The 22676-nt window shown below is 66.4% G+C and carries 23 protein-coding genes, 1 other RNA gene and 1 pseudogene; 9 read left to right on the forward strand and 16 right to left on the reverse strand.

The window, feature by feature from the left end; translation table 11 throughout:
- On the reverse strand, positions 1-729 hold the full coding sequence (locus tag ABIB51_RS09800; RefSeq protein ID WP_354187758.1) for a FadR/GntR family transcriptional regulator: 729 nt from the start codon (positions 727-729) through the stop codon (positions 1-3).
- 285 nt (positions 730-1014) lie between these two features.
- Between ABIB51_RS09800 and gnd the strand changes: the two genes are divergently transcribed.
- The gene (gene gnd / locus ABIB51_RS09805; protein WP_354187759.1) at positions 1015-2451 is read left to right on the forward strand and encodes an NADP-dependent phosphogluconate dehydrogenase; all 1437 of its coding nucleotides are present in this window, start codon (positions 1015-1017) and stop codon (positions 2449-2451) included.
- Positions 2452-2551: 100 nt separating this feature from the next.
- Positions 2552-3385: an oxidoreductase gene (locus ABIB51_RS09810; protein ID WP_354187760.1), complete on the forward strand. Its 834-nt coding sequence runs from the start codon at positions 2552-2554 to the stop codon at positions 3383-3385.
- A 6-nt stretch (positions 3386-3391) separates the two neighbouring features.
- Here the strand turns inward: ABIB51_RS09810 and epsC are convergent, their stop codons facing one another.
- The 3 genes from epsC to msrA all read right to left on the reverse strand — a co-directional run bounded on the left by epsC (position 3392) and on the right by msrA (position 5545).
- The gene (gene epsC, locus ABIB51_RS09815) at positions 3392-3976 is read right to left on the reverse strand and encodes a serine O-acetyltransferase EpsC (protein ID WP_354187761.1); all 585 of its coding nucleotides are present in this window, start codon (positions 3974-3976) and stop codon (positions 3392-3394) included.
- Between the two features lie 40 nt (positions 3977-4016).
- Positions 4017-4952 carry a cysteine synthase A gene (cysK, locus tag ABIB51_RS09820; protein WP_354187762.1) on the reverse strand — a complete coding sequence of 312 codons (936 nt, stop codon included), beginning with the start codon at positions 4950-4952 and terminating at the stop codon, positions 4017-4019.
- A 68-nt stretch (positions 4953-5020) separates the two neighbouring features.
- Complete coding sequence (msrA, locus tag ABIB51_RS09825) at positions 5021-5545, reverse strand: peptide-methionine (S)-S-oxide reductase MsrA (protein ID WP_354187763.1); 525 nt, start codon at positions 5543-5545, stop codon at positions 5021-5023.
- Positions 5546-5623: 78 nt separating this feature from the next.
- On the opposite strand from msrA, the gene ABIB51_RS09830 reads away from it, so the two are divergent.
- Both ABIB51_RS09830 and ABIB51_RS09835 read left to right on the forward strand, forming a co-directional pair.
- Positions 5624-6568, forward strand: coding sequence for a Nif3-like dinuclear metal center hexameric protein (locus tag ABIB51_RS09830; protein WP_354187764.1), 945 nt, complete (start codon positions 5624-5626; stop codon positions 6566-6568).
- A 62-nt stretch (positions 6569-6630) separates the two neighbouring features.
- Positions 6631-7389 (forward strand): zinc ribbon domain-containing protein, encoded by a 759-nt coding sequence (locus ABIB51_RS09835; RefSeq protein ID WP_354187765.1) that lies wholly within the window; start codon positions 6631-6633, stop codon positions 7387-7389.
- A gap of 43 nt (positions 7390-7432) precedes the next feature.
- Here the strand turns inward: ABIB51_RS09835 and ABIB51_RS09840 are convergent, their stop codons facing one another.
- The 4 genes from ABIB51_RS09840 to ABIB51_RS09855 form a co-directional block, all read right to left on the reverse strand.
- The gene (locus tag ABIB51_RS09840; RefSeq protein ID WP_354187766.1) at positions 7433-8197 is read right to left on the reverse strand and encodes a YaaA family protein; all 765 of its coding nucleotides are present in this window, start codon (positions 8195-8197) and stop codon (positions 7433-7435) included.
- Between the two features lie 688 nt (positions 8198-8885).
- The gene (locus tag ABIB51_RS09845; protein ID WP_354187767.1) at positions 8886-9188 is read right to left on the reverse strand and encodes a TetR/AcrR family transcriptional regulator; all 303 of its coding nucleotides are present in this window, start codon (positions 9186-9188) and stop codon (positions 8886-8888) included.
- A 29-nt stretch (positions 9189-9217) separates the two neighbouring features.
- A complete protein-coding gene (locus tag ABIB51_RS09850; RefSeq protein WP_354187768.1) occupies positions 9218-10021 on the reverse strand; it encodes a maleylpyruvate isomerase family mycothiol-dependent enzyme in 804 nt (267 codons plus the stop codon).
- 82 nt (positions 10022-10103) lie between these two features.
- Positions 10104-10691 carry a TetR/AcrR family transcriptional regulator gene (locus ABIB51_RS09855; RefSeq protein WP_354187769.1) on the reverse strand — a complete coding sequence of 196 codons (588 nt, stop codon included), beginning with the start codon at positions 10689-10691 and terminating at the stop codon, positions 10104-10106.
- Between the two features lie 72 nt (positions 10692-10763).
- Here ABIB51_RS09855 and ABIB51_RS09860 point away from each other — a divergent pair, with 72 nt between their 5' ends.
- Both ABIB51_RS09860 and ABIB51_RS09865 read left to right on the forward strand, forming a co-directional pair.
- Positions 10764-11609, forward strand: coding sequence for an SDR family NAD(P)-dependent oxidoreductase (locus ABIB51_RS09860; protein WP_354187770.1), 846 nt, complete (start codon positions 10764-10766; stop codon positions 11607-11609).
- 69 nt (positions 11610-11678) lie between these two features.
- Positions 11679-12029, forward strand: a pseudogene (locus tag ABIB51_RS09865) (transposase); the annotation flags it as partial.
- Positions 12030-12407: 378 nt separating this feature from the next.
- Here ABIB51_RS09865 and ABIB51_RS09870 read toward each other — a convergent pair.
- The 7 genes from ABIB51_RS09870 to ABIB51_RS09900 all read right to left on the reverse strand — a co-directional run bounded on the left by ABIB51_RS09870 (position 12408) and on the right by ABIB51_RS09900 (position 18946).
- Positions 12408-13019: a DUF305 domain-containing protein gene (locus tag ABIB51_RS09870; RefSeq protein WP_354187771.1), complete on the reverse strand. Its 612-nt coding sequence runs from the start codon at positions 13017-13019 to the stop codon at positions 12408-12410.
- A gap of 138 nt (positions 13020-13157) precedes the next feature.
- A complete protein-coding gene (locus ABIB51_RS09875; protein WP_354187772.1) occupies positions 13158-13622 on the reverse strand; it encodes a hypothetical protein in 465 nt (154 codons plus the stop codon).
- A gap of 73 nt (positions 13623-13695) precedes the next feature.
- Positions 13696-15810 carry a copper-translocating P-type ATPase gene (locus ABIB51_RS09880; protein WP_354187773.1) on the reverse strand — a complete coding sequence of 705 codons (2115 nt, stop codon included), beginning with the start codon at positions 15808-15810 and terminating at the stop codon, positions 13696-13698.
- A gap of 70 nt (positions 15811-15880) precedes the next feature.
- The gene (locus ABIB51_RS09885; RefSeq protein ID WP_354187774.1) at positions 15881-16198 is read right to left on the reverse strand and encodes a heavy-metal-associated domain-containing protein; all 318 of its coding nucleotides are present in this window, start codon (positions 16196-16198) and stop codon (positions 15881-15883) included.
- Between the two features lie 331 nt (positions 16199-16529).
- Entirely contained in the window at positions 16530-17054 is a 525-nt protein-coding gene (locus tag ABIB51_RS09890) for a sulfocyanin-like copper-binding protein (protein ID WP_354187775.1), read from the reverse strand.
- Between the two features lie 325 nt (positions 17055-17379).
- Positions 17380-18633 carry an APC family permease gene (locus ABIB51_RS09895; RefSeq protein ID WP_354187776.1) on the reverse strand — a complete coding sequence of 418 codons (1254 nt, stop codon included), beginning with the start codon at positions 18631-18633 and terminating at the stop codon, positions 17380-17382.
- Positions 18626-18946 (reverse strand): Rv3488 family transcriptional regulator, encoded by a 321-nt coding sequence (locus ABIB51_RS09900; RefSeq protein WP_354187777.1) that lies wholly within the window; start codon positions 18944-18946, stop codon positions 18626-18628. Before ABIB51_RS09900 ends, ABIB51_RS09895 begins: the two co-directional genes overlap by 8 nt.
- A gap of 149 nt (positions 18947-19095) precedes the next feature.
- Between ABIB51_RS09900 and ABIB51_RS23195 the strand changes: the two genes are divergently transcribed.
- On the forward strand, positions 19096-19320 hold the full coding sequence (locus ABIB51_RS23195) for a hypothetical protein (RefSeq protein WP_502916108.1): 225 nt from the start codon (positions 19096-19098) through the stop codon (positions 19318-19320).
- 339 nt (positions 19321-19659) lie between these two features.
- An RNA gene (gene rnpB, locus ABIB51_RS09910) (RNase P RNA component class A) lies at positions 19660-20053 on the forward strand.
- A gap of 20 nt (positions 20054-20073) precedes the next feature.
- Here the strand turns inward: rnpB and ABIB51_RS09915 are convergent.
- The gene (locus ABIB51_RS09915; protein WP_354187778.1) at positions 20074-20901 is read right to left on the reverse strand and encodes a glycerophosphodiester phosphodiesterase; all 828 of its coding nucleotides are present in this window, start codon (positions 20899-20901) and stop codon (positions 20074-20076) included.
- Positions 20902-21166: 265 nt separating this feature from the next.
- On the opposite strand from ABIB51_RS09915, the gene ABIB51_RS09920 reads away from it, so the two are divergent.
- The gene (locus ABIB51_RS09920; protein ID WP_354187779.1) at positions 21167-22657 is read left to right on the forward strand and encodes a glyceraldehyde-3-phosphate dehydrogenase; all 1491 of its coding nucleotides are present in this window, start codon (positions 21167-21169) and stop codon (positions 22655-22657) included.
- Positions 22658-22676 lie beyond the last annotated feature (19 nt).

The raw sequence follows: 22676 nt of genomic DNA on the forward strand, positions 1-22676 counted from the left end.
CTAGGGACGCTCGAGCGGCAGGAACACTCGGGGCTGGTTCTTCCAGCTGGCTTCCATCTCCGAGATCGTCTCGCGCATGATCTTGTTCGATGCTTCCCGGGCCGCGGTGGCTTCTCCGGCGGCAATCGCTTCCGCGAGCTCCACATGCCACCGCAGAGCCGTCTCCCGGGGATGGTCCGGCATGAGGCCGTGCACCGTGCGCCCGGTCAGCGTCTCGGCCACCTGGCCCACCATGTTGGCGAACATCTCGTTGCCGGATCCGGTGAGCAGGACGGAGTGGAAATGGATGTCCAGCTCCAGGAACCGGGGCACATCGCCGGCGTGGCCGGCGTCGCGCATCGCATGCGAAATCTCCACGAGTTCGCGCCGGATCTCCTCGGGGGCGTTGACCGCGGCCAGTTCGGCGGCCACGGGCTCGACGGCGGTGCGCAGCTCGGCGAGGGAGCGCAGCTGGGCCCCGCGTCCCGCACCGGCCAGCCGCCAGCGGATCACGAGGGGATCGAAGGGGTTCCACCGGTTGGCCGGCAGGACCCGGATTCCCACCCGTTTGATGGTCTCGACCAGGCCCAGGGACTGCAGGACGCGCACAGCCTCACGCACCACCGAACGGGAGACGCTGAGCTCTTCCTCAAGTTGCTCGGCCAGCATGACGTGGCCGGCGGGGAGATCACCCGCGACGATGCGGGCGCCCAGATGCTCGATGGCGCGGTGGTGGAGACTGGTTGACATAGTCGTAAGCATAATGCGGCGCGGACCATCCGGCCGCCGGTCCCGTCGCCGGTCCAGCTACTGGTCAGCCGCCGATCCGCCGCGCTTCCTGACCCGACCGGCGGGGGTATGCGCCGGAAATCATAGACTGTTTGTGACGCGCCGTTGTTCCGCCACGTGGGCGCTGCTTTCCCGTAGCCCGCGGAAATACATATGGTTTATTGACAGCCACTGTTGCCAAAAGCGTGTTCCGCATGAAGTGCGGGACGAAATGCACTCGTTGCACAAAAATGAATTGGAGTTTTGATGTCAGCACACATCGGTGTCACCGGCCTTGCGGTGATGGGGGCCAACCTCGCCCGCAACCTGGCCCGGAACGGCTTCACCGTTGCCCTGCACAACCGGTCCGTCGCGAAGACTGACGCTCTCCTGGCCAAGCACGGCCAGGACGGCGACTTCGTCCGCACGGAGACGCTCCAGGAACTCGTTGATTCGCTGGAGAAGCCGCGCCGCGTGCTCATCATGGTCAAGGCCGGCAAGCCGGTCGACTCCGTGATCGAGCAGCTCGAGCCGCTCCTGGAGGCGGGCGACATCATCATCGACGCCGGCAACTCGCACTACGAGGACACCCGCCGCCGCGAGGCCGCGCTCGCCAAGAAGGACCTGCACTTCGTCGGCATCGGCGTCTCGGGCGGCGAGGAAGGAGCCCTCAACGGCCCCTCGATCATGCCTGGCGGCTCCAAGGAGTCCTACGCGGCCCTCGGCCCGCTGCTGGAAAAGATCGCCGCGCACGTGGACGGCAAGCCCTGCTGCGCCTGGATCGGCACCGACGGCGCCGGCCACTTCGTCAAGATGGTCCACAACGGCATCGAATACGCGGACATGCAGGTCATCGGTGAAGCGTTCGACCTGCTGCGCTCCGGAGCGGGGATCGAGCCGGCCGAGCAGGCGACGATCTTCGAAGAGTGGAACAAGGGCGACCTCGCTTCCTTCCTGATCGAGATTTCCGCCGAGGTCCTCGGACACGTCGATGCCAAGACCGGCAAGCCGTTCGTCGACGTCGTGGTGGACGCTGCCGGCCAGAAGGGAACCGGCCGCTGGACGGTCATTTCGGCACTCGAGCTCGGCTCGCCGACGTCGGGCATCGCCGAATCCGTCTTCGCCCGCGCCCTGTCCTCCCAGACGGAGCAGCGCAAGCTGGCCCAGGAACTCCTGGCAGGTGCCGAGGCCGACATCGACGTCCCCGACACCTTCGTGGAGGACGTCCGCCAGGCACTCTACGCCTCCAAGCTGGTCTCCTACGCGCAGGGGCTGGACATGCTCACCTCCGCCGCCAAGGAGTACGGCTGGGACCTGAAGCTGGACGAGATCGCCTCGCTGTGGCGCGGCGGCTGCATTATCCGTGCGGAACTGCTCAAGGAAATCACCAAGGCGTACGCCGCGGAGGTGAAGCCGGCCAACCTGCTCTTCGCCCCGGCGTTCACCAAAGCCATTGCCGACGTCCTGCCGGCGTGGCGCCGCGTGGTTTCCACGGCGGTCCAGCTCGGCATCCCGGTGCCGGTGTTCTCCTCCTCGCTGGCCTACTACGACGGCCTGCGCCGCAAGCGCCTTCCGGCCGCCGTGATCCAGGGCCAGCGTGACCTCTTCGGCGCGCACACTTACGGCCGCGTCGACGCCGAGGGCACGTTCCACACCCTCTGGGGCGAAGACAAGTCCGAGATCGAGGCAGTGGACACGCATTAGTCCCCGCCACCTTCCGGCACGAACGGCCGGCGCTTCCCGATACTCTGGGGGCGCCGGCCGTTCGTGTTTTTGGCCGCACCCTGCCCAAGGAGTCCAGTCAATGTCCCAGCCCGTAGCGTTTGTCACCGGTGCCTCCACCGGGATCGGCTTCGAAACAGCGAGGAAGCTCGCCGCGGCCGGCTTCACGGTCTATGCCGGGGCCCGCCGCGTGGAGAAAATGGAGCCGTTGAAGGCCTATGGCGTTATGGTCGTGGCCCTGGACGTGACGGACGAGGCCTCGATGAGCGCCGCCGTCGGAGGGGTTCTTGCGGTGCACGGCCGGATCGATGTCCTGGTCAACAACGCCGGCTACGGTTCCTACGGCTCGCTTGAGGAGGTGGAGCTGGCCGAGGGCCGGCGGCAGTTCGACGTCAATGTGTTCGGCCTGGCCCGGATGACGCAGCTGGTGATTCCGGCCATGCGGGAGGCGCGGCGCGGGCGGATCATCAACGTGTCCTCGATCGGCGGAAAGATGTACGAGCCGCTCGGCGCCTGGTACCACGCCACGAAGTTTGCCGTCGAGGGCCTCAGCGATTCGTTGCGGATCGAGCTCAAGCCGCACGGCATCGGCGTGTCCATCATCGAACCGGCCGGCACGCAGTCCGAATGGGGCGCGATTTCCGCGAAGGGCCTGCTGGCGAGTTCCGCGGACGGGCCCTACGCGGCGCAGGCCGTGATGGTGGCGGCGGCGCTGGCCACCACTGACAAGGCCGGCCAGTCCTCGGGCCCGGAGGTGGTGGCGGAGGCGATCGTGCATGCCGCCACCGCGGTACGGCCCAAAACCCGCTATCCGGTCGGCCGGAACGCACGGACCATCCTGCTGCTGCGCCGCCTCCTGCCGGACCGGGCATTCGATGCCGTGCTCTGGAGCATCTACAAGCGGTTCCCCGCCTAGGACTGCCTAGATCCGGTACTCGATCAGGTATTCGGCCGGGTCGACGGCGGGTTTGGTCTCCCGCTGCGCGTCGCGGTGCCGCCAGGTCGCCGGCACGCCGGTGACGATCGACTCCGCCGGGGCGTCCTTGACGACGACGGCGTTGGCGCCGACGGCGCTGTCCCGGCCGATCGTGATGGGGCCCAGGATCTTGGCCCCGGCGCCGATGACCACGCGGTCCTCGAGCGTGGGGTGCCTCTTGATCTTGGCCAGCGAGCGTCCGCCAAGTGTGACGCCGTGATAGAGCATGACGTCCTCGCCGATCTCGGCTGTCTCGCCGATGACCACGCCCATGCCGTGGTCGATGAAGAAGCGCCGGCCGATGGTCGCGCCGGGGTGGATCTCGATCCCGGTGAGGAAGCGGGCCAGCTGGGAGATCAGCCGGGCCGGGAACCGCAGCGCGGGGTTCTGCCACATCCGGTGTGTCAGGCGGTGGAACCAGATGGCGTGCAGGCCGGAATAGGCGAAGAAGTTCTCAAAAGAACCTCGAGCCGCCGGGTCATGCGACCGGGCGGCGTCGAGGTCTTCCTTAAGTCTTGCGAAGAAGCTCACAAAGACCTTTCTGGGGAATCGTGTGACTACGGGCTGGGACTCAGCCGCGGATGTCGTCATAGAGCACGGTGGAGATGTAGCGCTCACCGAAGTCGCAGACAACAGCCACAATCAGCTTACCGGCGTTCTCCGGGCGCTTGGCGAGCTCCAGGGCGGCCCAGACGATCGCGCCGGAGGAGATGCCGCCCAGGATGCCTTCCTTGACTCCGAGCTCGCGCGCCACCCGGACCGAGTCCTCGAGGGTGGCGTCGATGACCTCGTCGTAGACGTTGGTGTCCAGGATTTCCGGAACGAAGTTGGCGCCGAGGCCCTGGATCTTGTGCGGGCCCGGGGCGCCGCCGTTGAGGATGGCGGAGTCCTTCGGCTCGACGGCGACGATCTGCACGTCGGGCTTGCGCGCCTTGAGGACCTGGCCGACGCCGGTGACGGTTCCGCCGGTGCCGACGCCGGCGACGAAGATGTCCACCTGGCCGTCGGTGTCGGACCAGATTTCCTCGGCTGTGGTGGTGCGGTGCACCTCCGGATTGGCCTCGTTGGCGAACTGCTGCGCCCAGATGGAGTTCTCCGTGTTGGCGACGATCTCCTGGGCCTTCTCCACCGCACCGCGCATGCCCTCGGAGCCGGGAGTGAGCACAATCTCGGCGCCATAGGCGCGGAGCATGACACGGCGCTCGGTGGACATGGTCTCCGGCATGGACAGGATGACTTTGTAGCCGCGGGCCGCGCCCACCATGGCCAGCGCGATGCCGGTGTTGCCGGACGTGCCTTCCACAATGGTGCCGCCGGGCTGGAGGGCCCCGGCCTTTTCGGCCGCGTCGATGATGGCGACGCCGATCCGGTCCTTGACGCTGTTTGCCGGGTTGTAGAACTCCAGCTTGACGGCAACGGTCGCGTCGAGCCCTTCAGTGAGCCGGTTCAGCCGGACCAGCGGGGTGCCGCCAACCAGCTGCGTAACATCGTCATAGATCCGTGCCATGGGTATATGTGCCTATCTGGAGAAGGGTGAATACTAAGGTCAGCCTAACGATGGCCTGCGGGGCCTAGCTAAGCATTAAGCCATGCAGAGTAATATTTCCTGGCCTTGGCGAGCTTCGGGTTGATGATCACCTGGCAGTAGCCCTGTTCCGGATACTTCGCGTAGAAGTCCTGATGGATGGTCTCCGCTACATGGAACTCCGGCAGCCGGCTGACCTCCGTCACGATCGGGTCGTCCCACAGCTGCTGGTTCCGTTCGATCGCCTCTTCAAAGAGGATCTTCTCCTCCGTGGTCTCGTAGAACATCGACGAGCGGTACTGCGTGCCGACGTCGTAGCCCTGGCGGTTGAGTGTTGTGGGGTCGTGCAGCGCGAAGAACATGTCCAGGATGACTTCCGCCGGGATCACGTCCTCGTCGAATGTCACCGCCACCACCTCGGCGTGGCCGGTGGTTCCGGAGCAGACGGCGTAGTAGTCGGGATGGCGGTCATGGCCTCCGGTGTAGCCCGAAACGACAGCGCTGACACCCTTGGTTTTCTGGTAGACGGCGTCGAGGCACCAGAAGCAGCCTCCGCCGAGGACAAAAGTTTTCATGCTCTCTTCAATGGTTGAAGTGCCCCGATGATTCCCGAGGCCGGTGGCCCGGCCCGCCGATAGGGTAAAAATGAGGGTATGGAACCTGTAAACACCGACGTTTCAGCCGGACCTTCCGAAGGAAACGGCGCTGGCACCAACAGTGATGACACTGGGGGAAACGGCGCCGGCGAAGCGTCCGGGGTACCCACGCTGGGCATGATCCTGCTCGCCGTGGAGGAGTTGTGGCCCGAATCCCTCGCTGAGGACTGGGACGAAGTGGGCCTCGTGGCGGGCCACCCCTCGGCCGAAGTGTCCAGGATCCTCTTCGCCGTCGATCCGACCCTCGAAGTGATCGAGGAAGCCATCGAGTGGGGCGCGGAACTGCTGATCACGCACCATCCCCTGCTGCTCAAGGGCGTGACGTCCGTCGCCGCGACCACCGCCAAGGGACGGGCGGTGCACCGGCTGATCGAGTCCGGAACAGGCCTCCTGACCGTGCACACCAACGGTGACTCCGCGGTCGGCGGCGTCTCCGATGTGCTGGCCGACGCCCTCGGCCTGCAGAACGTTGCCCCGTTGACCCCGGCGGCCGCCGGCCTGCCGGAAGAAGGTATCGGGCGGGTCGGAGACCTCGAAGAAGTACTCACGCTGGGCGACTTCGCCGCACGCGTCTTCGGCATCCTGCCCGCGGTCGCCGGGGGCGTGCGGGTTTCCGGCGACAGGGACGGGCTGGTCCGGCGCGTTGCCGTGTGCGGCGGCGCCGGCGATTCCCTGTTCGGCGAGGTGCGGGCCAGCAACGCCGACGTCTACCTGACGGCCGATCTGCGGCACCATCCGGCGTCGGAAGCCCGCGAGGCGGCCGTCAACGACCGGCCCTACCTGATCGACGTTTCGCACTTCGCCAGCGAGTGGCTGTGGCTGCCCGCCGCCGCCGAGGCACTGGGCAATGTGCTGGGCGACCAGGGCCATGACGTCGAGATCCGGGTCAGCACCACCAACAGCGACCCGTGGGACTTCATTCTGACTCCGGGCGGGGACTAGAGTCTAAGGAGCGCCGGGAAGGTGCCCGGCTCCGGCCGGATTGGATTTAGCGGAGGTAAATAGTGGCCAAGGCAGCACCGGCGGAACAGTTGAAGTTGCTCGAATTGCAGGGACTTGATGCCAGGCTCAAGTCCCTGTCCAACCGCCGACGAAGCCTTGAAAGCGACTCCCGGATCACCGATCTTGAAGCTGCCCTCGGTGTGGCCAACGGTGAACTCGGTGCCGCGAAGGTGGCCGTCCACGACGCCGAACTCGAGCTCAAGCGCTCAGAGGCCGACGTCGAGCAGGTAGCCTCCCGGATTGGACGCGACGAAGCGAGGCTCAACAGCGGCACGGGCCTGTCCAAGGACCTCGTTGCCCTGCAGCGCGACCTCGTGTCCCTCAACAAACGCCGCTCCGACCTCGAAGATCTCGAACTGGAGGTCCTGGAACGCCTGGACTCGCTGCGCCTCCGCCAGGCTACGCAGCAGCAGATCGTCAATGACATACAGGGTTCCTTCGGCGTCATCCGCGCCGAACTGGATGAGCAGCTGGCCGAAATCGCCGCCGAGGCCACGGTGGTGCGCGGCAAGCGTGCCGAATTCGCCGCTGACCTGGATCCGGGCATGCTGGCCATTTACGAGAAGACCCTGGCCAAGCGCGGCGTGGGTGCGGCCCGGCTGTTCCACGGCACCTCCGAGGGCTCCGGCATGCAGCTGAGCCCCGGCGACCTCGCGGAGATCAAGGCCGCGGCGGAGGACGACATCGTGTTTTGCCCGGACTCCGGCTGCATCCTGGTCCGCTCCGCCGAGTGGAGCGGGCCTAACCAGCCAACTGACTAGCAGCAAGGGCCGTTCTGGGCACTCAAAACGCCCCAGCTGCGAGCTAGTTGGGCAGGATGATGTTGAGGGCGTGCGGCTTCCGGGCCGTGCCCTCGACAAGTTCCGCCGTCCATTTCTCGGCCGCCGCCTTCTGCAGCTGCACGGGCGTTTCCGGAGCCTTGCCCCGGCGGGTCAGCAGGTGCCGCGCCAGTTCCCCGCGGGTGTGCTTGGCGAAGTGGCTGACCACCTTACGCACGCCGTTGACCTCGGTAAAGACGTTTACCGCGACCGTCTGCGCCGGCGGGGGAGTCCACGCCGCCGCGTAGGTGCTGGAGCGGCAATCCACCAGGAGCTCGCCGGCCGTTGCGGCCAGCAGGGCATCGTTGAGCTGCGGTTTCCAGAATGACGCCAGGCGTCCGACGTCGGGAAGCGCGGTTCCCATCGACAGCCGGTACGCGGGCACCCTGTCCGCGAAGCGGATGGCGCCCCAGAGCGCTGAAATGACCAGCACGGAGGCCTCCGCCTTCCGGCGCTGCACCGCGGTCAGGGAGTCATAGCCGAGTGCGTCGTACAGCACCCCGGAATAGACCTGGTGTGCCGGCGCCGCGGGTTCGGCGTGCAGCCGCGTATTGCGCTCGACGTCGGCCCGCAGTGAGGCGCCGACTCCGAGCAGCGCCAGGGCGTCCACATGGGCGCTGACCGTGCCGAGCGCTTCGAGCACCTTGGCCCGGTAGCTGTTGAGCGCGGGGAAGCTCAGGGAGGCCCAGTCGACGGCGTCGCCGCCAAGGGCGGGGGTCTTGCCTTCGGAGGGCGGCAGCAGAATCAGCACCGTCCAATCTTACCGGCGCCGGTCCTGCCGGACGGCGCTCGGTGCCCTGACGGTGCCGGCTGAGCCGAAGTTCCTGCCCACTGACGCAGGGCCGCGGGACTGCCGATGCTGACCGCTTCCGGTGTGCCTAGGCTGCCTTGACCGGTGAAACCTGCGCGGAGGGCGACCGGGCTGCCTGGGTTCCGCGGGCGAGGAACGCGGCTGCCGCTACCGGGGCCGCGGCAGTCATCGCCGCCGTCACTGCGCGGCGGACCCGGGAATTTCACGCTGATCTCCGATGAGGATCGGCCGGACGGGCCGATCGTGCCCGGGGTCGGGTGGGGATTTTCAGAGCACCTGGTCCGCACGGCCGGTGACCTCGCGACCGCCCTGGGACCGCACCTTGTGTGTGCCTTTGTGGACCCGGCCAGCTACCTGACGGAGTGGGACCCGGAGGGCGCGCGGACAGCTCATTCGCTTCGCGCTCACCCGATACCAGGGTCACTGAGGTGGACGGCCAGGTCCACCCGCCCTCGGGCGCCGGCATGGGGATGTTCACGGGCTGGGCCGGTGCGGTGAAGATAGCGAGGCCCTGGAGTGCCCTAAAGCAGGTCGACCGTCGCGCCAACAACCCGCTGCAACCGCCCGTCGCCATGATCGATGCGGGCCAGGGCATGGAGTCCCGTGACCGTATTCAGCAGCATGCTGGCTACGGCGCCGGCATCCAGGTCGGAGCGCAGTTCGCGAGGCAGCCCCGCTGGTGGGGGTCGGCAAGGTCGGTCTCCACCAGGAACGTCAACGCACTGCGGAGGCGTTCCCTGACCGGCCCGGAGGCCTCCAGCCATGAGGCAAGAACGGCCCTCTGGGCTTCGAGGTAATGCTGCAGTGCGAGGTCGTAGAGTTGCCGCTTGCCACCGAAGGCGTTGTAGAGGCTTCCCTTGCCGATGCCGAGCGCATCGGCGAGCCCCTGGGGTGTTGTCGAGGCATAGCCCTGACGCCAGAAGACGTCCATTGCCTGAACGATGGCTACCTGCCGACCACTCAGATGATGTTGACAATGTCCAGGTATAGGGCGGCCAGGCCGGCGTCGCCCTCCACCGAAACCTCTGCATCGCGCCAGGATGAGCGCCTGGTTCCCCAGTCCGGGAGGGAGATGGCGGGAGCCGTAATGCGGGCAGCAGGAGTCCCGGTTCCGGGCTCCGAGAGGCCGCGGGAATCGATCCACCAGCTGCCGCCGCCAGGGCCGGTCAGCGTCAGGGTGAGACCTGCATCGAGGCCCGGCACAGGAGCCATGGCCGTCTGGTTGCTCAGGACCGCTGTCATCCAGGTGAGCACAGCCTTCATCCGTTTGCTGTCAGAGGGTGGGGTGGGCAGCCCCAGCGCCGGAGCCATGTCGTGGCGAAGGTGCGTGTGGAGATCGAACACGAGCGCCCCGCCCACCAGCAGCGCCATGGGGTATTTGCCCAGCTCGTTGAGCTGCATGGGGACGTTCCGCAGCGGCGTGCGCCGGACCAGGCTGAGCATGCGGTCCGCCGTCCGGGTCGAGGTGGTGAACTCGGCCATGACCCGCTCCCTGCTCCAGCTCCGGCGAATTTCCACCGGGCCCTCGTTGGCTGCTTCGAGGCTGGGCTTGCGGGAGGAGAGGACGCCGGCGGGGATGTACATGTTGTGGGCAGTGGAGCCTATATGCGCCACCATGTCCGCGATGCTCCAGCCGGCCGCCTTGCTGGGTGCGTTCCACTGGGCATCGGTCAGTCCGCCCACGAAATCGAGCATCGCGGCCGTTTCTGCGCGGTATGCATCCTGGAGATTTTTGAAGTCAGGGGTGGGGAGAGTGTGTGTCATGACGGGTCTGCCTTCTTGAGGTGGGTCTGGATGAGGGCAGCTACGGATGGCCTTGCGGATGGCGAAATGGCAGCGGAGTGGGTTATAGGGTGCGCACCGCTGCTATTGCGGTGTCGTACAGGTCGAACATCGGCGTTGCTCCCTCGCGCCGAAGCCACTCCTCCATGGCGGCCTGGAGGCAGGTGATGGCGGTGCCCACGATCGCCCTCGCCTCGAAAGTCCTGTCGCCCGAGTCGGGGATCTTCGGCTCAATCAGAGGGGCCAGCAGGTCGGTCCACCGCGCCTGCTTCTCAGCATGACCGGCCCGGAGCGCTTCGTTGTCGAACAGCATCGAGATGATTTCAAGCCGATGCTGCGGGGTCGCCTCTATCTCGTCGAGAACCTGGAATGCGTAGCGCAGGGACACCCAGGCGTTTTCATCTGCAGGGCGACCGCTGAGCCTTTCGGCAATGACGTCCCCCTGCTCCGACAGGCCGCTGAGCGCGAGGTCCTCCTTGGTGCGGAAGTAGTTGAACAGAGTGCGCCGGGACACTCCCGCCGCCGCGGCGACCTCATCGACGGTGGTTTCGTTGTATCCCTTCTCGGCAAACAATGTCATCGCGGTCTGGGCAAGGAGCGATCGGACGACCGCCCGGGTCTGCAGGCGGAGGGGAGAAGGCGTTGTAGGCATGCACTGATAGTACAATGGTGCAGTTTTAGAAACAACTTGCACTTTGTGCAGAATCTTGCATAGAGTGTGTCAATGAAAACTATTGACTACAGCACACAGACCGTCATCGTCACCGGCGCCAGCTCCGGCCTCGGAGCGGAATTCGCCCGCCAGCTCGCTGCCCGCGGCTCCAGCCTCGTCCTGATCGCCCGCCGCGAAGACCGGCTGGTTGCCCTCGCAAAGGAACTGACCGCCAAGCACGGCGTCAAGGTCACCACCATTGCCCGCGAACTGGACAGGCCCGACGCCGGCCGCACACTCCGCGCAGAACTCGAGTCCCGGGGGATCTTCGCAACAGGCCTGGTCAACAACGCAGGCTTTGGAACGCACAACCCGTTCGGCGAGGAAGACCCGGAACGCCTCCAGCAGCTCATCACCCTGAACATGGCCGCCCTGGTGGACCTCAGCCACGCCTACTTCGACATCTTCGCAAAGCAGGAGACGAGCATCCTCATCAACGTCGCCAGCCTTCTCGGCTTCATGCCCACGCCCTACCTCAGCGTCTACGGCGCCTCCAAGGCCTTCGTGCTCAGCTTCACCGAATCCCTCTGGGAAGAGGCTCGCGGAACGGGCCTCCGGGTCCTCGCCATCTCACCCGGTGCCATGGCCACGGAATTCTTCGACGCCGCCGGCAGCCAGGCAGCGGACTACGGAACCCGCCGCGCGCGTCCTGAAGACGTGGTGAAGGCGGCCATCGACACCGTGGACAAGCCTAGGCACCGCCCCTCGGTCATCACCAACGGGCGTCCCCTGGCCATCGCCGCCCGTTTCCTCCCGCGAAGCGCCGTCGTGCACTTCATGGGTGCCACCATCCGCCGCAGCAAGCACTCATCCACCCCCCCAACAATCCGTCCAGCACCCCCGTTAGGAGCATCATGAACACAGCAAGCACCGTCATCCTGGAACGCCCCACCCCCAAAATCGCCACTATCACCTTCCACAATCCGCCGGCCACGGTCCGGGGACCCGCTCTACGCCAACCCCTGGACCCTGCACACCGGGCGCGATCTGCTTACCGACAAGCAGAAAGACAGGCTGGAGGCATTGTTCGTTGCGGACGGCCATGCCGAAATCGAAGCGACCTGGAAAATCTACCAGCGCGTCATCACCGCCTACCGCGAACCTGACGGCAGCCAGGGGAAACAGCTCATGCAAGCACTGATCGACGCCGTCACTGCCGGCGTTCCCGAGGCGCTGACCGAAGTCATTCCGCTTGGCCGGACGCTGAAACGCCGTGCAGGGGACATACTCGCGTACTTCGACCGGCCCGGCACCAGCAACGGGCCCGCAGAAGCACTTGAACTCGGCCACTGCCTGCGGTTGCCTGCGGAGGGGCCGTGTGAATGCGAACTGATGCTCTCATGCCCTAAGTTCCTCACGACCAGCGAATATGCCCCCGAAACTCCGGGCACGGCTGGCGCGCGAGGAAGGGCTCGTCAACGACGCGCAGATTCGCGGGTGGCAGCCAGAAATCGAACGTCACCAGGCAACACAGCGCCGCATCAGGGACCTTCTCAGCAAACTAGATGAACACGCTGATTCCATGGGAGACAAGTCCCGTTCAGCGGGGGAGTCGCTGCAGGGGACTTCTTGCTGCCATCAAGGTGTGGTCCGCGGATGGCGCAGAAATCCAGGGATGGCCCCGGTCCGGTGACGGACCGGGGCAGGGGGCGCTGGCTAGAGGCTCGCCAGCAGGCCCTTCATCTCTTGGATTTCGGCTGTCTGTGAAGTCACGATTGCCTTGCTGAGTTTGATGGCATCGGGGTTCTTGCCCTGGCCGCTTTCGGTCGTGGCCATCACCACGGCGCCTTCGTGATGGGCAATCATCTGGGTCAGGAACAGCTTGGCCGCTTCGGTGCCCTGGGCGGCGTCGAGCTTCTTCATGTCCTCATCGCCCATCATCCCGTCACCCATGCCATGGCCGCTGGCCATCTGGGCCGGTTCGTTCCAGCTCTTGAGCCAGCCCGTCATCTGCTCAATTTCGGGGGCTTGGGCAGCTTTGATCTTGGTTGCGAGAGCGGTGACCTGCCCGTCCACGCCCTGTTTCTTGAGCATCATGTCGCTCATCTCCACGGCCTGGGTGTGGTGCGGGATCATCCCCTGCGTGAACATGGTGTCCGCCGTGTTGTGGTCCGAGGAGGCCGGGGCTGAGCCCGTGGACATCCCCATCCCGGTTTGGCCCATGCCCGGCATGGAGCTGGCAGGTGTACTTCCGGAGGTCCCCGCGCAGCCCGCAAGGGCTATGACGGCGGCAATTCCTAGGGCAGAAATGGTCAGAGTCTTCTTCATGGAGTTCAAGTCCTTCAATCATCAAATCGGCGTTGTTGCACGACTGCGGATAACACGCTCATGCCCGGCCTGAACAGCCGGCAGGTGCGTATCGGGTAAGCGGGGCGCGCCGGGCAGGACACGGCGCAGCGTGGCCGCTTACGTCCGGCTGACGGAAAGTTGGCCCGGAGAAGGACTTCGCGGAATGAACCCGTACCCGGTGTCGGAAACGCCGGTAATGGTTCCGCCGCTCGAGGGGAGGGGCGTTGTGCCCGGCGGCCGAGCTGCCAGGGTCGTGGTCCCGGGAGAGGGGACGCAGTTCCCGCCCATGGCGGAGATCATCGTGCCCCCGCCGGTATCGGCGCATGACGGTCCTGCTGCGTGCGTGATACCCGGAGCTGCTGTGGTCGTCCCCGGGACCGCGGTGATGTCCGCGACGTGGCCGGGGTGCGCCGGCATGGCATGCAGCGCCCCGGTCTCATGCCCGGTGGCCACCGCTGCCATGGCGTGCGTGCCGGTCATGATGTGCATGCCAAGTATGCCGGCGACGATCGCCAGCAATCCCGCGAGAAGGGCACCCCGGCGGAGAAACGCCGTGGCACGCCGGGCCGAGATGGCCGTCATGGTGCTCCTCCTTCCGTGCGGTCTGGATGGCTTCAACATTACCGGCCAGGGACGGGCCGTGGTGGCGCCGGGTTCAGCGGACGTCGGCGGGATTGAGTTTCAGCCGGCGCAGCAGCTGGGCGTTCAGGGCGACGACGATGGTGGAGACGGACATCAGCACGGCGCCAGCAGCGGGGGAGAGGACGACCCCGGCGAAGGCCAGCACTCCGGCGGCCAGCGGGACGGAGATGATGTTGTAGCCGGTGGCCCAGATAAGGTTCTGCCACATTTTCCGGTAGCTGGCCCGGGACAGGTCCAGCATCGACAGGACGGCCCGGGGGTCGTTGCCGGCCAGGACCACGCCGGCGGATTCCATCGCGACGTCGGTGCCGGCGCCGATCGCTATGCCGACTTCGGCCCGTGCCAGCGCGGGGGAATCGTTGACGCCGTCACCGACCATGGCGACCTTGAGTCCGCGGGACTGGAGTTCGGCGACCTTCTTGTCCTTATCGGCCGGGAGGACTTCGGCGAACACCTCATCGATCTTGAGTTCTTCCGCGACAGCGCGGGCGACCTGCCGGGCGTCGCCGGTGATCATGGCGACCTTGATGCCGCGGTCCCGCAGGGCTTCGACGGCCTGGCGGGACTCGGTGCGGATGGCGTCCTCGAGACTCACGGCCCCGAGGATCCTTTGCCCGTCAATGATGTGCAGGACGGCCGCGCCGCGGTCGATCCAGGCCCTGGTGGCGGCGGCCAGCGCCCGCGGTTCTTCCGCTTCGAGGCTCCGGAGCAGGGCCGGGCCGCCGACCTGGATGGTCCTGCCGTCGACCGTGGCGCGGACACCGCGGCCGGTCATGGACGAAAATCCGGAAGCCACGGGAATCTTCAGGCCTTGATTTTGTGCGGCCCGGACGATGGCCCGTGCCACCGGGTGCTCGCTGTCTGCTTCAACGGCCGCGGCCAGTGCCAGGAGATTGTTCCGGTCCACACCCTCGGTGGCCGCGACGTCCTTGAGTGCGGGTTCGCCCTTGGTGAGGGTCCCGGTCTTGTCGAAGAGTACGACGTCGACGGTCCGCATCCGCTCCAGCGCCATCCGGTTCTTGATCAGGACACCGGCCCTGGCCGCCTGCTCGGTGGAGATGGCGATCACCAGGGGGATAGCAAGGCCCAGGGCATGTGGGCAGGCGATCACAAGCACGGTGACAGTGCGGGTGACGGCGTCCGGGATGCTGCCCAGCAGCGACCAGACGATGAATGTGATGACGCCGGCGCCGGCGGCGAAGTAGAACAGGAAGGCGGCGGCCCTGTCGGCCAGGGCCTGGGCCTTGGAAGAGGAGGCCTGCGCCTCGGCGACCAGCCGCTGGATCCCGGCCAGGGCCGTGTCATCCCCGACCGCGGTGACCTGCACGCGGACGGTGTTGTCGGTGGCCACGGTGCCCGCGATGACTTTATCCCCGGGTGAGCGGAGGACGGTTTTAGATTCACCCGTGATCATCGATTCGTCGAACTCGGCCTGGCCGTCGACGACCATGCCGTCGGCCGGCATCCGGGATCCCGAGCGGACCAGAACGGTGTCCCCTGCCACGAGTTCGCTGACGTTGACGGTTTCCGTGCCCTCTGCGGTGATCCGGTCCGCCTCGTCGGGCAGGAGTGCGGCGAGAGCGTCGAGCGCACCCCGTGCGGAGCCGAGGGCGCGCATCTCGATCCAGTGCCCCAGCAACATGATCGCCACCAGCAGGGCCAGCTCCCACCAGAAGTCCAGGTCAAAACCGCCGATCCCGAGGCTGGTCACCCAGGAGGCGATGAACGCGACACTGATTGCCATGGCGATCAGCAGCATCATGGCCGGTTTCCTGCTTTTCAGCTCCTCCAGGCCACCCTTGAGGAAGGGTTGGCCGCCGTAGAAGAAGATCGCGGTGCCCAGCACCGGCGGGATCCAGGCCGAGCCGGGGAAACCCGGGGCCGTGTAGCCGAGCAGATCCGCGAACATCGGGCTGAAGTAGACCACCGGCACGGACAGGGCCAGCGTGAGCCAGAACCTCTTCTTGAACATCGCAACGCTGTGCCCGGCATGCTGGCCCTGGGTGTGCACCATGTGTTCGTCGTCCATGCCGTGGGCATCAGGTCCATGTGCGACGGCGGACCCGCTGCGGGGAGCGCTTGGCGCGTCCTGGCGGGCGATCGGTCCGTTGTGGTGGTCGTGGTCCATTGATGTGCTCCTTAGGAATTTCGTCCGGCGCAGGCTCTGGAGGCAAGACCCCACAGGTGCGCCGCAGGGATTACTGGCCGGGCGTGAAGCTGTATCCGGCGCCGGTTACGGCGGCCCGGACCGTGTCTGCGCTGGCGGTCCCGGCTACCGCCAGGCGGGATGTGCCCCCGGCGACGAGCTCGACGGTCGCGGATTCCACTCCGTCCACGCATGCGACGGCCTTTTCGACGGTCTGGACGCAGTGCCCGCAGGTGAGTCCCTCAAGCGAGTACACGGGCCCGCGGGCCGCGGGCGGCGTCGTTGTTCGGGCCCCGGTCGAGCAGCAGCCGCAGCCGCACTGCTCCGGGGCGGCGAGGAGAAGCTCGGTCCGGGTCTCTGTTCCGCACATGTCAGCTTGTTCCTTTACGGGAAGGAGTATTGGGGTGCTGGGGTTGAACGGCTGTGACGGCCCCGGGAAATTCCGCGGAGCCTGGACAAACCACTTCACTGACAACACCCCAACCATACCCCCAGGGGGTATATCCGGCAAGCGGGGTCCGGCGTTATGTTCCTCTCGGCCGTGGTGCCGGCGTGCGGTGACGTGCGAAACCCCGTCGACGGTGAACCCCTGCGATCGCCGGCCGGCCGCGCGATCCAGACCTACGGATCGAACAAGGGCTAAGCCGCTGCCGTCGCATGGTCCCTGCCCGCACGGGTTCTCGTAGCCTCCAGACAACGGACTAGGTGACCGTGAGCTGGGCGTACATGCCCGCGGCATAGTGGCCGGGGAGGTTGCAGACCAGTTCATGGCGCCCTGGCGGCAGCGTCACGGTAGCCCAGCCTGACGCGCCGGGCAGGATTCCTTGCCCGGTGCCCTCGGCGCAGGTATTGGACGCTTCCCCGAGACTGCCCGCCTCATCGATTTTGGCATCGCCGCCAATCGGACGGGTGCCGGGAATTTGGCCCTCAGGAAGGGGAAGGACGACCAGTTCGTGGCTGATGGTGCCCCCGTTGGTGACCAGGAAGGACACCGTGCCGTGGGCCACGGCGCTTCGGTCTGGCGTCATCCGCATGGCGCCGCCCATCATGCCGTTGGGCCGGCGCATCATGGGCCCGCCCATGTTGGTCAGTGAAACGCTGACGACCGGACCGGGGAGATTCGGAGCCACGCACCGGGCCCGGGACAGAGAACCGGTGCCCTCGGGATTCACAAGACCGCCCACGACGCCGACCGCCACTAGCGAGAGGGCAGTCAGAGGAATCACGGATGCGATCCCGAGGAGGACCTGGCCCCGGCGGGAAAGAGTCTTCAGTCCTGGCGCCTGAGCGCCGTGCGCCTGGCGGTGAACTCCTGCTCCGGACCACGAGTATAACGACGGTGACCACCCCGCCCCAGAAAATCAGCATCAACAAGGCCATGGCCACCCACGCGCCGATGCCCCAGCCGTTTCCATACCAGCCATCCATCATGATCAGACCTCCTCCCACGACGCTAGGGGCTGCCAGGCCATGCGAACAGAGAGACGTACGCCCCGCTGAGTATGTCAAGTATTTTTGGCCCGCTAGGACGGCTATGTCTGCCCCGACTGGTCAGGATTTCCTGCTTAGTCTGACCAGTCGCAGGATGATCCCGGCTGCGAACATGAGGACGCCAAGCGTCACGGACAGTGGAGGGAGGGTAGCGACCAGGGCCACGCATGCTACGGCGCCAAGGACTTGGAGTGCTTTGGGGTATCGGCGGTCTGTTTCCGGCTGCGTAAATGCGGCGATGTTGGCGACCAGGTAGTAGATGAGAACGCCGAACGAGGAGAAACCGATCGCACCTCGCAGGTCGGCGACGGAGATGATCGCGCAGATGACCACGGCCAGGGTGGTCTCGGCCCGGTGGGGAACTTTGTAGCGGGGGTGGACGGCGGAGAGCCAGTGCGGCAGGTCGTGTTCGCGGGCCATGGCCAGGCTGGTCCGCCCGAGCCCGGCGATGAGGGCCAGCAGGGCGCCCAGGGCCGCGATCCCTGCCCCGGCTCTGACGACGGGGCCGGCCCATGAAATGGTCCCGGTTTCGACGGCGGCGGCGAGAGGCGTGGGGTTGGCCGCCACTGCGTCGGGGCCGATGGCCGCAAGCAGGGTGACGGCAATGATGGCGTAGATGATGATGGTGATGCCCAGGGCGATGCCGATGGCGCGGGGGATGGTCCGTGTGGGGTCGCGGACTTCTTCGCCCATGGTCGCGATCCTGGCGTAGCCGGCGAAAGCGAAGAACAGGAGCCCGGCGGACTGCAGGATCCCGTACCAGCCGTGTGCCAGTAGGCCGTCCCCGAGCATCTTGGCCGGATCCTGGGAGGAACCTCGCCAGCAGGCGGCAACGCCAATCGCGAGGGCTGCCAGCACCAGGACGACGAGGATGCGGGTTAGGCCGGCCGTCCGGGTCACACCGTGGTAGTTCACCGCGGCGAGAACGATCACGGCGGTGATGGCCACGGGACGTTCCCACCCTGCCGGGGCGGCATAGGCGGCAAACGTCATGGCCATGGCTGCGGCGCTGGCGGTCTTGCCGATCACGAATCCCCACCCTGCCAGGAATCCGGGCCAGGGTCCGAGGCGTTCGCGGCCGTAGACGTAGGTTCCGCCTGATGTCGGGTAGACGGCGGCGAGCTGGGCGGAGGATGTGGCGTTGCAGAAGGCCACCACGGCGGCAACGACCAGGCCGATCAGCAGCCCTGATCCAGCCGCGGCCGCGGCCGGGGTGAAGGCCGCGAAGACGCCGGCTCCGATCATCGAGCCGAGACCGATGACGGAGGCATCAAAGGTGCCCAGCCGGCGGGCGAGGGCCGGGGGGTTACTCATGGAGGTCCTCCTGCGGGGTTGCGGGGAGGATTTCTGCAGCGAGTTCGGCAATGGACCTGCGGCCCTCGGCCAGTGCGTCAAAGCCCGCCTCGGTGGCCCGGTAGACACGGCGGGGCCGGCCGCCGACCGCGTCCTGGTGGGAGACCAGCAGGCCGTCCTGCTCCATCCGGTGCAAGGTCGGATACAGGGTTCCGGGAGAGATGGAATAGCCGTGGCTTGCCAGCGCTTCGGACATCCAGGCGCCGTGGATGTCTTCCCCGGTGGCGTGGTGGAGGATATGCAGCCGCACTGCCGCACGCATCAATTCACGCATCGAACTCCCAATACGGATAGCGATATCGCAAGGCGATATCGATTTCGTAGATTACAGCATCTCCAAGCTGAGTCCCCGGTCGGCTCCCCAAAACTGGATGTTGTGGCCCCGTCGTTCAGACCGTCACTTGACCGGCGCCAAGTGTCCACATGATTGAAGGGAACCAGGACGCGACCGAGGAACTGGAAGCCCAGGGCAGGACCGTCGTGGAGGACGCCGGTCACTACGCCACCGAAGAGAACCTGTACGTCTCGGCCGGGAAGCGGGCAGACAGGGAACCCGAAGTACGAACGCTACGACGGCGGCAGCCAGGTCCAGAAAGGCCCGATGACCGAGGAACAGAAAGCCGAGCGGAGGACCCGGATAGCGAATAACCGCGAGATGGAGTCCGCTACGAAGCCAGGAGGGAATTCGTGAAGACCCCGCTCTCCCGCAAGAGCGCACCGAAAGGCTGGCAGTACTTCACCGTCCACGCCATCACGCAGCACCCCGAGACGGCCAGCGGCTACGACGGTAAGGTCGGCCACCGACCGGTGGGGCTGGAACCCGTTGCGGGACCACACCGCCAAAACCACCGCACACGGGGATCACTTCCTGGTCTAGCCGAAATCCAGGCATCTACCGGACCGGTTCCTGCTTCCATTCTCCCACCGGAGAGCCTAAATACATCCCGGCGGTCTACGGTCCCCGGGGACCGTAGAATGGACAGCGGATGGGTTGACCAGGCGGCCGCGCGTCACGCAAGTGGCTCGAGGAACGTCCGGGCTCCGCAGGGCAGGGTGGTGGGTAACGCCCACTCGGGGTAACCCGCAGGCCAGTGCCACAGAGAATAGACCGCCTGCGTGCCGTGTGTGCTTGCACAGGCGGCAGGGCAGGTAAGGGTGAAACGGTGGTGTAAGAGACCACCAGCTTCCCGGGTGACCGGGAAGGCTAGGTAAACCCCACCCGGAGCAAGGCCAGACAGGGTACGTTTGAGGGCTGCCCGCCCGAGTGCCCGGGTAGGCTGCTGGAGGGCGTCGGCAACGGCGTCCGTAGATGGATGGCCGCTACTCCCGCGCCGGCAACAGCGCGGGAACACAGAACCCGGCGTATCGGTCAACCCATCCATCCACCACGCCGGATTTCCGCTATCCCAGCCCCAGCTGTTTTGACAGCTCCCACGGGTTGTCGGTGAAAATGCCGTCGGCGCCATCGCGGCGCAGGCGCGACGCCGTGGGTTCGTCGTTGACCGTGTAGGGCCACACCGTCAGCCCGGCCGCCTTCAAAGTCCTCAAGTAGTCCGCGCTCACGCCCTTCTCCGGCCCCACATGGTCGATGCCGCTGGCACGGATCGCGGCAGGATCGGGCTCCTCTTCCTTGCGCAACAGATACAGCACTTTCAGCCCGGACTTGGCCAGCGTCCGGGCGGACTGGTAGCTGAACGTCTGCACGATCACTTTGTCCTGGACCTCGCGGCTGAGAAGGTTCGCGGCGAACGCAGCCAGGTCGATCCCCGGATCCTTGATCTCCGGGACCAGGAGGTTCCGCCCGGCGTACTCGTCCAGCATGGCTTCCCACGTGGTGGGGGTGCCTTCGGTGCCGCCCGGCGGGGCCTTGATGCGCGCCGCCATCCACTGGTCCGGACTCAGCTCCGCCGGCCGGCCGGTGACACCGGTCATGGTCCGGTCCACGGTGTCGTCGTGCAGCGGAACGAGGGTCCCGTCCTTCAACCGCCGCAAATCCGTCTCGATCGGGAACCCGGTCCTGCTCACGGATTCGAAGGCTTCCGCGGACGATTCCGGGTTCACCAGCGCGCCGCCCCGGTGCGCGACCAGGGTGAAAGCCGACGACGGCGGCGCAGACGCCGGGCCCGACGTCGTTGCCGGCCCCGACGTCGGGTCCGGTACCGGCGGTGGCGTTGCGGTGCAGCCGGAACAGAGGCTCAGCCCCAGCAGCAATGCCCCAAGCTTGAACATCGCCCCAGCGTAGCCGGTAGCGCGCCGGTGTGAGTGATTTCACGCCACCCCGGGCGCCGGGCGCTGCGTTGCCCACCTAGAATGGATAGCGAACGTAGAAGTTCTGCCGCCGGGTCTGCGTTCGCAGCCGGTGGCCTTTTCTTTGCGCTCCACGCAGGCGCCCGGGGTGGACCGAATCCCCGCCGGCACCGAGGTTCCGGACACCCTCCGGCAGCCGACTTCCGCATACGGCGCCGTATGCGGTGGATTCTAGGAAGGTATTTCTGTGAGCCAGACGTCAGATTCTTGTCTTGATACGTGGATGGGCCGTGAGGCACTCGCCGAGGCCATGATTCCGGTGATCGGCCGGCTGTACCGGGAAAACAACGTGGTGACCTCCATCCACGGCCGCAGCCTGATCAACAAGTCCACCATGAACATCCTCAAGGCGCACCGCTTCGCCCGCCGGATGAGCAAGGAAGAACTGCGTCTCGAAGAGACCGCCCCGCTGCTGGACGCCCTGACCAAGCTGGACCTGGGCGCGGCAGCCATCGACATCGCCCGCCTCACGGAAAAGTACCGGGCCGAGTGCGAGGGCGTCAGCCTGGATGAATTCCTCCGCGCGGAACTTGCCGAAGTTGTCGGCAAGCGCGGCGGCGACGACCGCACCAGCACCGACGTCGTCCTCTACGGCTTCGGACGCATCGGCCGGCTCCTTGCCCGCCTCCTGATCGAAAAGGCCGGCGGCGGCCACGGCCTGCGCCTCCGCGCGATCGTGGTCCGCCGCGGTTCGGACAACGACCTGACCAAGCGCGCCAGCCTGCTGCGCCGGGACTCCGTCCATGGCTCCTTCGAGGGCACCATCAAGGTGGACCACGAGAACGACACGATCACCGCCAACGGCGTCCAGATCCAGGTCATCTACTCCGACAACCCCGCCACGGTCGACTACACCGCCTACGGAATCCACGACGCGCTCGTCGTCGACAACACGGGCCGCTGGCGCGACGCCGAGGGCCTGTCCCAGCACCTGCAGAGCAAGGGCGCCTCCCGCGTGCTCCTCACTGCACCGGGCAAGGGCGAACTGAAGAACGTCGTGCACGGCATCAACCACGGCACGATCGCCGATTCGGACACGATCGTCTCGGCGGCCTCCTGCACCACCAACGCCATCACGCCGGTACTCAAGGCGATCAACGACCGCTACGGCGTGGTCCACGGCCACGTCGAGACCGTCCACTCCTTCACGAACGACCAGAACCTGATCGACAACTTCCACAAGGGCGACCGCCGTGGACGTTCGGCCGCGCTGAACATGGTCATCACCGAGACGGGTGCCGCCAAAGCCGTCGCCAAGGCCCTGCCCGAACTGCTCGGCAAGCTCACCGGCAGCTCCATCCGCGTCCCCACCCCGGACGTGTCGCTGGCCATCCTGAACCTGAGCCTGGAAAACGGGACCACCAAGGACGAGGTTAACGACTACCTGCGGGAAATGTCGCTGCACTCCGATTTGCGCAAGCAGATCGACTACATCGATTCGCCCGAGGTTGTCTCCACGGACTTCGTCGGCTCGCGGCGCGCAGGCATCGTCGACGGCCTGGCCACGATCTCGAACGAGAAGAACCTCGTCCTGTACGTCTGGTACGACAACGAATTCGGTTACAGCTGCCAGGTGGTCCGTGTCATGGAGGAGATGGCCGGCGTGAACCCGCCGACCTTCCCCGCCAAGGATGCGGCCTCGCTCCTCGCCGCCGCCGGGCTGCCCGCCCAGGTCTGACCCGGAGTCTGCACCGCAC

Source organism: Arthrobacter sp. UYCu712, assembly GCF_040547005.1.
Taxonomy (GTDB): domain Bacteria; phylum Actinomycetota; class Actinomycetes; order Actinomycetales; family Micrococcaceae; genus Arthrobacter.

What these genes read in the sequence shown, in the direction of transcription:
- ABIB51_RS09800 (WP_354187758.1), bottom strand. Translation starts at nt 729, where the DNA reads ATGTCAACCAGTCTCCACCACCGCGCCATCGAGCATCTGGGCGCCCGC.
- gnd (WP_354187759.1), top strand. Translation starts at nt 1,015, where the DNA reads ATGTCAGCACACATCGGTGTCACCGGCCTTGCGGTGATGGGGGCCAAC.
- ABIB51_RS09810 (WP_354187760.1), top strand. Translation starts at nt 2,552, where the DNA reads ATGTCCCAGCCCGTAGCGTTTGTCACCGGTGCCTCCACCGGGATCGGC.
- cysK (WP_354187762.1), bottom strand. Translation starts at nt 4,952, where the DNA reads ATGGCACGGATCTATGACGATGTTACGCAGCTGGTTGGCGGCACCCCG.
- msrA (WP_354187763.1), bottom strand. Translation starts at nt 5,545, where the DNA reads ATGAAAACTTTTGTCCTCGGCGGAGGCTGCTTCTGGTGCCTCGACGCC.
- ABIB51_RS09830 (WP_354187764.1), top strand. Translation starts at nt 5,624, where the DNA reads ATGGAACCTGTAAACACCGACGTTTCAGCCGGACCTTCCGAAGGAAAC.
- ABIB51_RS09845 (WP_354187767.1), bottom strand. Translation starts at nt 9,188, where the DNA reads ATGGACGTCTTCTGGCGTCAGGGCTATGCCTCGACAACACCCCAGGGG.
- ABIB51_RS09850 (WP_354187768.1), bottom strand. Translation starts at nt 10,021, where the DNA reads ATGACACACACTCTCCCCACCCCTGACTTCAAAAATCTCCAGGATGCA.
- ABIB51_RS09855 (WP_354187769.1), bottom strand. Translation starts at nt 10,691, where the DNA reads ATGCCTACAACGCCTTCTCCCCTCCGCCTGCAGACCCGGGCGGTCGTC.
- ABIB51_RS09860 (WP_354187770.1), top strand. Translation starts at nt 10,764, where the DNA reads ATGAAAACTATTGACTACAGCACACAGACCGTCATCGTCACCGGCGCC.
- ABIB51_RS09870 (WP_354187771.1), bottom strand. Translation starts at nt 13,019, where the DNA reads ATGAAGAAGACTCTGACCATTTCTGCCCTAGGAATTGCCGCCGTCATA.
- ABIB51_RS09875 (WP_354187772.1), bottom strand. Translation starts at nt 13,622, where the DNA reads ATGACGGCCATCTCGGCCCGGCGTGCCACGGCGTTTCTCCGCCGGGGT.
- ABIB51_RS09880 (WP_354187773.1), bottom strand. Translation starts at nt 15,810, where the DNA reads ATGGACCACGACCACCACAACGGACCGATCGCCCGCCAGGACGCGCCA.
- ABIB51_RS09885 (WP_354187774.1), bottom strand. Translation starts at nt 16,198, where the DNA reads ATGTGCGGAACAGAGACCCGGACCGAGCTTCTCCTCGCCGCCCCGGAG.
- ABIB51_RS09895 (WP_354187776.1), bottom strand. Translation starts at nt 18,633, where the DNA reads ATGAGTAACCCCCCGGCCCTCGCCCGCCGGCTGGGCACCTTTGATGCC.
- ABIB51_RS09900 (WP_354187777.1), bottom strand. Translation starts at nt 18,946, where the DNA reads ATGCGTGAATTGATGCGTGCGGCAGTGCGGCTGCATATCCTCCACCAC.
- ABIB51_RS23195 (WP_502916108.1), top strand. Translation starts at nt 19,096, where the DNA reads ATGATTGAAGGGAACCAGGACGCGACCGAGGAACTGGAAGCCCAGGGC.
- ABIB51_RS09915 (WP_354187778.1), bottom strand. Translation starts at nt 20,901, where the DNA reads ATGTTCAAGCTTGGGGCATTGCTGCTGGGGCTGAGCCTCTGTTCCGGC.